This window comes from Holospora undulata HU1 (assembly GCF_000388175.3).
In the GTDB taxonomy this organism is placed as follows: domain Bacteria; phylum Pseudomonadota; class Alphaproteobacteria; order Holosporales; family Holosporaceae; genus Holospora; species Holospora undulata_A.
The window spans coordinates 1-10714 of the sequence record NZ_ARPM03000083.1 but is presented as its reverse complement, the minus strand read 5'-3'; the positions used below and the strand labels follow the sequence as shown (position 1 = coordinate 10714).

Sequence of the window (10714 nt, the reverse complement as noted above, 5' to 3'; positions counted from 1 at the left end):
TGGATTTTATTGAAGCTGGAGCGTTCATCTTGTGGATCAGCGCAGGATGCTGAACCTTTCGCTAATCGATCATACTAAGTACGAAGGTTCATTTGCATTAAACATTGTTGTTTATTTTTAATAAAATAGCCTGTCTTTCGGATCTTTTAAAGCCCCTTCAAAAAAGTGAGGGGGAGTTATGCAAAATAACAAAACGATATCGCTTCCTAAATATTACTACTCATCTTCTTTGTTTTCTAAGTGCCAACGCAAGAAAAAACTTCACGAAAATACGATCTAAAAGATAATTCTTTATCTCGACTGTGTCTTGCATAAAACAAAGCACAAAAAAATTTTGGAAAAATTAAAAATTGTCAATCTTTTTATCGAAAGATGAACTGCTTTAAGCCTGCGTACCTTTGGGACAAACCCGTTCAATTTTCGCTCCGCAAGTAGATAGTTTTCCAGGAAGATTCTCATATCCCCGGTCCAAATGGTATACCCGATTTACTATAGTCTCTCCCTTAGCTGCTAATGCTGCCAAAACAAGACATACAGAAGCGCGCAGATCTGTAGCCATTACCTCTGCACCTGTTAAAGCGGTTTGTCCTTTAATGTGCGCAGTAGAGCCGTCAATAAAAATACCAGCTCCCATTCTTGATAACTCTCCCACATGCATAAATCGATTCTCAAAAATATTCTCCTGAATCGTAGACGGGCTTTCTGCCTGGGTTGCAAGCACCATAAACTGAGACTGTAAGTCAGTTGGAAATCCCGGAAATTCTTGAGTCTTAATATTAAATCCCCCCCAATGATTAGGAGTCTTTATATGGAAAGTTCCTGGAGAAATCTCATGAATCGGAATCCCAATATGAGTAAGTACGGAAACATACGCACCCATAAGCTCTTTCGCGCAGCCTGTTAGTGTTAACTCTCCTCGACTCATTAATGCTGCCACAATATAAGTTCCAATTTCGATACGATCTGGAAGAATATTAAAATGTGTTCCATCAAGAGAGTCTTGTCCTTGGATATTTAGAACTGAAGTTCCCTGCCCTTCGATCACCGCTCCCATCTGTTTTAAACATTGAACCAAGGAAGAAACTTCTGGTTCTAGAGCTATATTTTCCAATCGAGTTTCTCCTTTTGCAAGAACAGCAGCCAACAACAAATTTTGAGTTCCTGTCACGCTAGGACGAGGAAATTTATATACTCCCCCCCGAACACGGCCCTTTGGTGCAAAAGCATGAATATATCCATCGTAAACACTAACATCAACCCCCAAAGCTTGAAGTCCTGCGATGTGATAATCCACAGGACGCACGCCAATGGCACACCCTCCAGGAAAAGCAACTTGAGCTTTTCCACAGCGCCCCAATAACCCCCCAAGCACCAAAATAGAGGCACGCATTTTTCGCACCATGTTATAGTCCGCGCGAGCACAAAAATTGATCTTTTCCGCTTGTGCAGTGAAAGTTTTGAAATTCATCTGCACTTTTACACCCAAATGTTCTAATAAAAGCTTCAAAGAAAAAACATCCGCCACTAAAGGAACGCGCTCTAAGATCAAAGGCTTGTCGGTAAGAAGCGATGTAGCTAACAAAGGAAGTGCTGCATTTTTAGCACCATTAATAGCAATAGTTCCTGATAACGGGATTCCACCTTGTATACGAAAATAATCCATTTTCTAACGCTTATTTCATAAGATTCTTCATCTTAGTTATCTTTTCAGGAAAAAACAAGCATTTAGAAATATCAGGAAAAAATACATAAAATTTTAATTAAATTTTTGAGATCAAAAATACCACAATATAAACATTAATTATTTAAAAAGTTAATTTTATTTTTTTTTTATAATTTAAATTTAAAGATTCCGTTATTATTTTTATTGTTTTATTAATGTTGCTTAAATGCATCGGCGCACTATTGAAAATCTTACCCAAAAATTATCTCGGTTACGTAATAGACGTAAAATTCGCTTAATGAATCATCCTAGATATTAATCTTATCGTAAAATTTCTGTTTTTTTATTTTTTTAGATTTTTTAAGCAATGTCTTCAATTAACCAAAATATTTAGAATCAAAAGTAATATTTTAGAAAAAAATCACATTAACATTTCTGCTCTTCATGGTCTTCTTTAGTAAGCAATTTTTATGAAATTTTCAAAAACAAAAAGAGTAGATTTTAGCGATTAAGTGCTTTTGTTACAAGAAAAATTTTTCCTCAAAGGACTGCACATAATATTAAAATCTACTAAAAAAACATATTATTCCTGAAATCTCTGACTAATTAATCTCTTTTAAGCCACAAAAAGCTCCTTTTTATCAAAAGTCTTGCAATGCGTAGGAATCATTTTTAAACACCCTCTCTATTCTTTTCCTGGTTTTTATTGTTGCTCTACGGTATTCTTTGGAGTATCCTACGCTGATGCTTTCTTATTTATATTTAAAAATCACTGCTTTCCTTTATTAGCAAATACTGCTTTTGATTGGAAAATGATATTTCCCCAATTTTCTTCATTTATCGTTCTTAATATGACAATTTTTTTAAGCAAAGGAAACTGTTTTTTTAATTTTTCAGCATCTTCTAAACTGACAGATAGCTCCTCATTTCTGCAAAAATTAATTTCTTCCAACAAAGGTGCAGAAAAAGAAAGTAAAGGTGTAATGTCTTTGATATTGCACCAAGCCAAAGATAGTTTTTTTAGTTTTGGAAAAGAAAGGTGTTTGAATACAGAAATATCCTGAATACCATTTTTTGAAAAGTCAAGTTCCTCTAAAGAAGGTACGGATATCTTTTTTAAAGGGGAAAGATCTGTAAGACCCGAACAGTATACAGAAAAAAATTTTACATCAGGAAATTTAGCGCCCACAAGATTTTCTAATTGAAACTCTGGATGAATATCAGAGCTCATATAGGAAAACTTAAGAGATTCAACCTTGTTAAAATCGATTTCTTTAAGATTTTCTGGGTCCTGAATATCTTCTTTTATTTCTATAGAGCGGGCATGATCAGGAATCTTTTTTCCTAAAAGCGCTATTTTTTTAAGCCCCTTAACCCAAATATCTTCCCCGTAATAATCTTCCGTATATTCCTTGTTACAATAAAATTTAAATTTTTTTACTAAAGGCTTTTTATCCGAGCGGTAAAAAATTGAATTTTTTTGAGAAAAATTAGAAGCAAATAAAATTTGACTCCCTACCACAAATAAGATAATAAGAATTTTAAACATCTTTTCTTTACTATTTTATTTTTCATTATATCACATTTTGTATAAATAATATAACAATTGATTGTTGATTTTGTTGCAATTATATTATATTTATATTTGGATTGGAAATAAAATATAATAAAATCAAAACAAAATATTCAAGGAGTTTTATCTAAGGTGTTTTCAAGCGATGGGCTTAATATCCTTATACAACTTTATTAACGACTTATTTTAATTTTACTTGCCTTGATCTCTTTTATGTAGCTATATTTTTCATCCTTAACGTTTTCTTAAAAATTTCAAATCGAACTCTATTTCTTTGGAATAAAAACCTAAATAATTTAGAACGTCTACCATGACTCTTTCTGTTAGGAACAGGATTTGTGGATCCGTTCTAAAGAATTTTTTAAGATTATCTAAAATAAGGATTACTCTTTGTTAGAAAATACTGCTTTTTCTTGGAAAGTAATATAAACCCAGTTATTTTCGTTTATTGTTCTTAATATGACAATTTTTTTAAGTAAAGGAAACTGTTTTTTTAATTTTTCAGCATCTTCTAAACTGACAGATAGCCCCTCATTTCTGCAAAAATTAATTTCTTCCAGCAAAGGTGCAGAAAAAGAAAGCAAAGGTGTAATGTCTTTGATATCGCAACAAGCCAAGGATAGTTTTTTTAGTTTTGGAAAAGAAAGGTGTTTGAATACAGAAATATCCTGAATGCCATTTTTTGAAAAGTCAAGTTCCTCTAAAGAAGGTAAAGATATCTTTTTTAAAGGGGAAAGATTTTTAAGACTAGAACAGAATACAGAAAAAAATTTTACATTAGGAAATTTAGCGCCCACAAGATTTTCCAATTGAAACTTTGGATGAACATCAGAAAACATGTAAGAAAATTGAAGGGATTCAACCTTATTAAAATCAATTTTTTTAAGATTTTCCGGGTCCTGAATGTCTGTTTTTATTTCTATAGATCGGACATGATCAGGAATCTTTTTTCCTAAAAGCGTTATTTTTTTTAGTCCCTTAACCCAGACATCTTCTCCGTAATAATCTTCCGTATATTCTTTATTACAGTAAAATTTAAATCTTTTTACCAAAGGTTTTTTATCTGAACTGTAAAAAATTGAATTTTTTTGAGAAAAATTAGAAGAAAATAAAATTTGGCTCCCTACCAAAAATGAGATAATAAGAATTTTAAACATATTAAAAGTTTTAAACACATTTTTTTATTATAGAAAAATTTAACTAAAAAATAAATAGTTGATATTTTATTTTCTAAATTTTATCACACGCTTCATCAATAGATTATTTATCAAAATTTTAAGGAAGACTTTTAACCAAAGATAGCGTGATTAATTTTCAAAGTTTTATTAACATGAAGTACCGTAAAAACAAGCACTGTTCCCTTCAGCATTTCAAGAGATCGCGTGTTTGCAAGGGGGCGATGAAATCTTGCAAACCAATGGCGGTATGGAGCGTTATTTTGTTCAATGGAAAAGGTTTTATCTTTTCCCTGAAAGGGGTGGGTGCTTGGAATAATTTTATTAAAATCTGCCCAATGATCTTTGCAATAAAGTAAAATTTTCCATTTTTTTAATCGTTCAAAAAATCGTTTGAATTTTGACTCAAGCGATCACCAAGTCCTAATCGATAAGCCCTGCACGATCCTAAAATTTAGAAATCCAAGCTTTAAAAATCCAAATTTTTTGCTTCTTTTTTTAATAATGCAAAAATTGATCGATTTCCTTGTCTTCTGGGGAGGGCTAAACTTTGGTGCATAGCCTTGATTATAAGGTTGCCCCCCCCTTCAAAACAGCGGTGGCGCTGATACCAAAACGCTGAGCAATTCGGTTCATTCAAAAGCCGTTTACGTATAAAACGAAGGCTTTGAGCTTGTATTTCTTGGGCACACCTCGTGAAATTTTTTCTACATTTTTTACATGTGTACCGCTGAACCCATCGAACAAAACCGCTTTTAAAACACTCCTAACATTCACAAAATTTACATACAATCATTTTTAGAGATTTTTAAAAGACTTCCTTTACTGATTCTAAAAAAAATATCTTTAGTTAAAGACTTTTTTAAGAAAGGTAAATGCAAAGATTTACAGCTTAAATTGTTTTCTACCTTTGGAATTGTTTTCTACTTTTGGACTATACTATCAGAATACTCATGACAATTGTTTCATATTTTTTATCTCAGTTCAAGGACCTTAAATCGTTGAAACTAAATTTTAACTTAGGTTTGTTTTTTATTTAAAAATCTTGCTGTTAAGTTTGAAAAAGTGTAAAATACTCTTGTAGTTGTTTGTTAGAATTAACATTAAATATTTAATATTTATTCTCTTAATGCATGAAAAGTAAAATGTTTTTAATTTAATTTACACGCCAAAACTTCATTGCTCCTTATAAGCTAAAAAATATATCTTGGGTTATGTTTGAATTTTTCTTTGGTTAAGTAAAATCTATACTGGATACAAAAAACGTCAAAAAATGTGGTTCTGTTTGTAAAGAAAATTCTTCAGCGATTAAAGAAAGATTCTTTTTTTTCAGTAAATAAAAATTTTAGAATTTCATTTTGTTTACAACAATTGTTTAGGTGCAATCTTTTTTCTGTAGAGCAGAAAAAATTTAAGAAATTTTTTTGTAGAGCAAGCTTTTAGAGAATTAAAATATTTAATGAAAGTAGGGTATGTAGAGTAATCGTGCACTATCAGACTATGCGTAAAATTCTATCAATGTGTAACGTAAGGAAAGTTGTTATGAAGAAATCCGCCCCCCTCCAGAAAAGTCAGAAAAAATTACTTAGTGAGGTAAGCCCAATTGTATATTTCGTAAGAATATGGCAAAAAAGAATTATCCGTTTTATTTACCTTTTTTTTCACAAAAAAACTTATAGTCTTGATTTTTCTAAGGAACAGTTAACATACCGGTGTACTCGGCACAATTCTAAATTGATAAGAAATTATTTAACTGATGATCCGCTCTACATGAAATGGCAACGTAACAAAATCGTCAACCTTAAGCTAGCTATAGAAAAAATTAACAATTGTATTATCAAGCCAGGACAAACTTTTTCGTTTTGGTACATGATAGGAAGACCCACAGAAAAAAAAGGATTTTTAGAAGGAATGGAAATATCAAGAGGCAAAGCAAGAGCAGGAATAGGAGGAGGCATTTGTCAATTGTCTAATTTACTGAATTGGATGGCCTGGCACACGCCTTTAACAGTGGTAGAGCGCAGTTTGCATAGTTACGATCCCTTTCCTGATCAAGGACGAGTCTTACCTTTTGGAAGCGGCGCTGCCGTTTTTTGGAACTATGTTGATTGGCAAGTCACCAACACCACCCCCCACACATTTCAATTTAGGGTTTTTATTGCAAGCGGTAGGTTAAAAGGAGAGATTCGGTGTTCTGCACACCCTATGCAGACGTTTTCAGTTTTTGAAAAAAATCATTTTTTTAAACGGCAGGGGGATGAATGGTATCGATCTAACGAAATATGGGTATCTGTTTTTGAAAAAGGAATAGATGGAAAAATTCCAAAACATTTGCACGACAAACTCTTAGTAAAAAATTGGAGCAAAGTTTGCTATGAACCCGATTCAACACGCTATAAAATTTTCGCGTAAAATAAAGACACAGTTAAAACGATTTCTCTGCAAAAAATCCTAAATTTATGTCTTATAATTTTGATGGAGGACTTTTACTAACGTAAGAATGTTTTTATTTGATCACTTTGCACTACAATTAAATTAATCGTTTATTGATCAGCCATTAGTTAATCTTACAATCAAGCACTGCCTTCAAAACCCAATGTAAATTTAGAACTTTAGGATATTTAGATTAATAATATATATATGCTATAAAAGCAGTATTGTTCTGATTGAAAAAATGTTTATCTATTATAGTAATTTAGGTTGAATAAGATATGTTAAAGAACCACGAAGCAGAGTCAAATAGAGTATTGAAATTTGGTATATTGTCCACCTCTTCATATTAGCCCAGAATTTCTCTATTGGATTCAAATCAGAAGAGTAAAGATATAGAAAAATTATACTGCATTTTACAGATTCTATTAATTTTTTACTTCTCTTGAATTTATGAAAATAGGCATTATCCATAATAACACCTTGACTAGGCTTTCTGTATTCATGATCTAGCTAACCTTCTTAATAGGATCATGGAATGGGCTATCATGATCAGGTTTCCAGCAGCCGCTAGGGCAATTTCATAATCTTTAGATACCCTTCGAAAAGGATTTAGCCATGCAAATGTTCTTTCGACAATCCAACGCTTTAGCAAGTATAGCCCATCCTTGAGATATATGCTCTGAGATTGCTATAGTTTTATTCAATAATTAGTTCTCATAAATGCCTCCATGGGGTTTCTATATCCAGCATCTGCACACACTCCCTTTAATTTAGGATATTTTGCACCTCTTCCTCAAAAATTCTGCACTCAGCACCTGTGCGTATCGGCTTTATGAACCGTGATATGGAGCAAATTGCCTTGCCTATCAACACCACTATGCTGTTTACGTATCTTTTTTTCCCCATCTATACCTATTTTTTCTGAGGCACCTGTGGGGGTAACACTTTGTGAATGATGCCATAGCTGGGATTATCACTCCTTTCATACTTAATTCGGCTTGTCTTATCAAGTTCATGCATCACTTTTTCCCATACCCCCTTAATCCTATATCGTCTATAAAACGAATGTACCGTCGAATGTGGTGAAAAATCTTTTGGTAGCATGCCCCATTGATAACCGCTGATTATTAAAATACTGCATTAACACCCTCTTTTTTTTGTATTTGCTTTTATTGCCGCTATCAAAATGATGCTTTGTCACATTCCTTTCTTTTTTAAATCGCTTGGATAATTCATCTTCTACTCCTTCAAGCCTTTTATATCACACTTTTTTATTCATGAAGACAGGTTCTAAAAATTTAATTGAATCTGTTGGGTGTAAGGTAATTTTTTTTACCTCCACATTCCCCCGATCTAAATCCAATTAAAAATTCTTGGCCAATATGAAACGATGGATTAAATGCCAAATTAATGCATTTGATAAACTTTATGAGGCTTTTTCTTCATTCTTCCAAATCCCACTTTCAGGCTAAATGACTATAAAATCTAGTTTCCGAAAAAAATCTATTAAACAAATTTTAAAATTTTTATTTTAAAAAAAAATACTCAAAAATAGTGGGAAAAAGTCTTGCTTAGTTTTGTACAAATTTTTGACTATAGTCTTTTTTAATATTTTTTCTTTCGTGTGTGTGGTGATACAAATTATTTTTATGCCCACTTTGCAATTTTTAATTCATCATCCACATTTTAACTTTTCAGTTTTAACTTTATAAGGGATGTTAAAAAATTTATGCTTAAAAATAGTGTGCATTTTTGCTCTATAGCTGTTGTTAACTTTAAAATTCAAAATATTTTTTTAATCTATCATGTTCCTGGGAGCGCTTGCAAAGGGGAATTTTCTGAAAGATCCTTGTTAGGATAATTTAAAATACATACTTCGTAAATTGTTCTTGGATCTGCTCTTTGAATTTCAAAAGCAAATCCTGAAGAATGTTGAATAATTTCACCTTTAAGCGGAACTCGTCCTAGAGTATAGCATAGCCAGCCTCCCAATGTGCTCACCTTATCTTTTTCTTCTGGAGTGAACAGCGTAAATACCTGAAGCTCTTCTTCAAAATCTTCTAAGCTTATTCTTCCTCTTAATACCCAAGGATTACGACTTACCACTGCCCCTTCTTCTTCTGAAGAAAGCGATAAATGCATACTGCTAAACTCTTTTAAGATATGCCCTTTTGTTACCATTCCCTGAATTCCTCCATACTCATCTACAATAAATAGCGCAAGACTGTGATATTCGTATAAAACCTTCATCATTTCTTGGATCGTCATAGAAGCTGGTGCAAAAGATGCGTGATTTAAGTGCCTGTACCACCTAATATCTTGAGTGCAAGATTCTTTTAGCGCAAGAACGCTGTGAATACTAATAACTCCACTAATGTTATCTAGGGTCTCTCGATATACGGGAAGCCATCGAAATCCGGTTTTTAAAAACGTTCGCGTAATTTCTTCAAAAGGAAGGCGATAAGAAACCGCTAAAATATCACTTCGAGGAATCATAATATCTTCCACAGGAAGAGAAAAAAAGCGTTCCATAGTTCCTTCTAACTTTTCACTACTCACAGTATTTTGAGAAGTAGTGAAATATTTTATGATGTATTGCCAAAAATTCATAAAGGTCTCCAATCATAACCCAAATGGGTACAAATATTTGCTTCTAAAGTTTCCATAACGTGGCGCTCTTTTTGCTCTACATGGTCATATTCCAAAAGATGAAGCGTTCCATGAACAAGCAATCGCGCTATATGAGCTTCTGGTAAAAAATTGTATTCTTTAATTTCTTGAGTGATGTAAGGAAAACCCAACAAAATACTTCCCAAGGGTAAAGGAACGTTTTTCGGGAAATTAATATTTTCTTCTACAGAAAGTAACGGAAAGGATAAAACGTTAGTAGGACCAGGTTCTGGACCGTAACACCGCGTGTAATACTCCATTTCTTCGTCAGAAATCAATAGAACCTCTAAGTAGACTTCTCTATACGCTTTATGCCCTGCTTTCAAAAGAACAGAGCTTACTATTTTTTTTACAAAACTCTGATCCAAAAAATCACAATAGCCAACAAGATCCTTTCTTGAATTAAGAGTCAAGTGTAGAACTGAATTTAAGTTTGCCAAAAAAATACCGATAAACAGTACCAAACCTTAGTCAGGCTACTGGAATTGGAAGCATTTTTCAAGAGCTTACATCCTTTTTTACGAAATACGCTCTAAACTTTTTAAGTAGAATTTTAAAAAATTTTCATGTGGGAGGAGCGTATATCAGGAGTAGTTTTTTAGTCAAGTTAAATCTAAAATATTTTGTCGCCTTTAATTCTTGAATTTTTTTAGCGTATTTTAATTTTATTAAACGATTTGCGGTGGCGATTTTTCTGTAGTTTTTTGATTTCAATTTTCCCTTAATTGATGCATCCTATCTGGAAGATTTTTGATTTTAGGGGTATAGATCTTTAAGTGATAATCATTATTTAATGGTTTATTAATAAAAATATACGAACCATGCAGCGTTTTTGTTTTAGTGCAGTGCTAGATTGAATCTGAAAAAATCTACAGAGCACAAAAAGGGAGTTTTTTATCCTAAAAAATACATGGTACATCATATGTAAAAATATTATCCTGCTTTTGTTTAAAGTACCTTGAAGTTTCAGTAAGGTTTTGTTAAAGTAAAGAAAAAATGGCTTTTGAGTATGAAAAAAATTTTTTTAATTCTAACAGTAAATGTTTTGAGTGGCTTTTTTTTCGAAAGCACTGCTAAAAATTTTCATGGTGAATCGTCTAATTTTCAGCAAGATTCAGAAATGAGTTCCGATGAAGAAAGTGTATCTGGTTCTCAACAAAGCTCTGATGAAGAAAGTGTATCTGGTTCTCAACAAAGCTC

10 protein-coding genes and 2 pseudogenes are annotated in these 10714 nt (G+C 32.5%); 2 read left to right on the top strand and 10 right to left on the bottom strand.

All coding sequences use genetic code 11. The annotated features are described in order from the left end of the window. Positions 1-382: 382 nt before the first annotated feature. From murA to K737_RS07520, 5 genes are all read right to left on the bottom strand, one after another. Positions 383-1663: a UDP-N-acetylglucosamine 1-carboxyvinyltransferase gene (gene murA, locus K737_RS01610; RefSeq protein WP_006301836.1), complete on the bottom strand. Its 1281-nt coding sequence runs from the start codon at positions 1661-1663 to the stop codon at positions 383-385. Between the two features lie 769 nt (positions 1664-2432). After that, on the bottom strand, positions 2433-3185 hold the full coding sequence (locus tag K737_RS01605) for a leucine-rich repeat domain-containing protein (RefSeq protein WP_235075656.1): 753 nt from the start codon (positions 3183-3185) through the stop codon (positions 2433-2435). A 434-nt stretch (positions 3186-3619) separates the two neighbouring features. Next, a complete protein-coding gene (locus tag K737_RS01600; RefSeq protein ID WP_006301831.1) occupies positions 3620-4393 on the bottom strand; it encodes a leucine-rich repeat domain-containing protein in 774 nt (257 codons plus the stop codon). Positions 4394-4880: 487 nt separating this feature from the next. Then, positions 4881-5051, bottom strand: a complete 171-nt coding sequence (locus K737_RS10230; RefSeq protein ID WP_023492149.1) for a hypothetical protein — start codon at positions 5049-5051, stop codon at positions 4881-4883. Then, the gene (locus K737_RS07520; RefSeq protein ID WP_023492150.1) at positions 5048-5188 is read right to left on the bottom strand and encodes a hypothetical protein; all 141 of its coding nucleotides are present in this window, start codon (positions 5186-5188) and stop codon (positions 5048-5050) included. Before K737_RS07520 ends, K737_RS10230 begins: the two co-directional genes overlap by 4 nt. A 993-nt stretch (positions 5189-6181) precedes the next feature. Between K737_RS07520 and K737_RS01595 the strand changes: the two genes are divergently transcribed. Continuing rightward, positions 6182-6823, top strand: a complete 642-nt coding sequence (locus K737_RS01595; RefSeq protein WP_161630404.1) for a VanW family protein — start codon at positions 6182-6184, stop codon at positions 6821-6823. 273 nt (positions 6824-7096) lie between these two features. Here K737_RS01595 and K737_RS11370 read toward each other — a convergent pair. The 5 genes and pseudogenes from K737_RS11370 to ybeY all read right to left on the bottom strand — a co-directional run. Beyond that, positions 7097-7333: pseudogene (locus K737_RS11370) on the bottom strand (transposase); the annotation flags it as partial. A gap of 10 nt (positions 7334-7343) precedes the next feature. After that, positions 7344-7487, bottom strand: a pseudogene (locus tag K737_RS11795) (IS5/IS1182 family transposase); the annotation flags it as partial. Between the two features lie 269 nt (positions 7488-7756). Continuing rightward, a complete protein-coding gene (locus K737_RS11790; RefSeq protein ID WP_407636440.1) occupies positions 7757-7969 on the bottom strand; it encodes a transposase in 213 nt (70 codons plus the stop codon). A 678-nt stretch (positions 7970-8647) separates the two neighbouring features. Beyond that, complete coding sequence (locus tag K737_RS01590) at positions 8648-9403, bottom strand: transporter associated domain-containing protein (RefSeq protein WP_023492152.1); 756 nt, start codon at positions 9401-9403, stop codon at positions 8648-8650. A 47-nt stretch (positions 9404-9450) separates the two neighbouring features. Further along, positions 9451-9882: an rRNA maturation RNase YbeY gene (gene ybeY, locus K737_RS06720; RefSeq protein WP_200863581.1), complete on the bottom strand. Its 432-nt coding sequence runs from the start codon at positions 9880-9882 to the stop codon at positions 9451-9453. A 641-nt stretch (positions 9883-10523) separates the two neighbouring features. Between ybeY and K737_RS01580 the strand changes: the two genes are divergently transcribed. Beyond that, positions 10524-10714, top strand: a 191-nt coding sequence (locus K737_RS01580; protein WP_006301938.1) for a hypothetical protein, incomplete at its 3' end; no start/stop codon positions are given.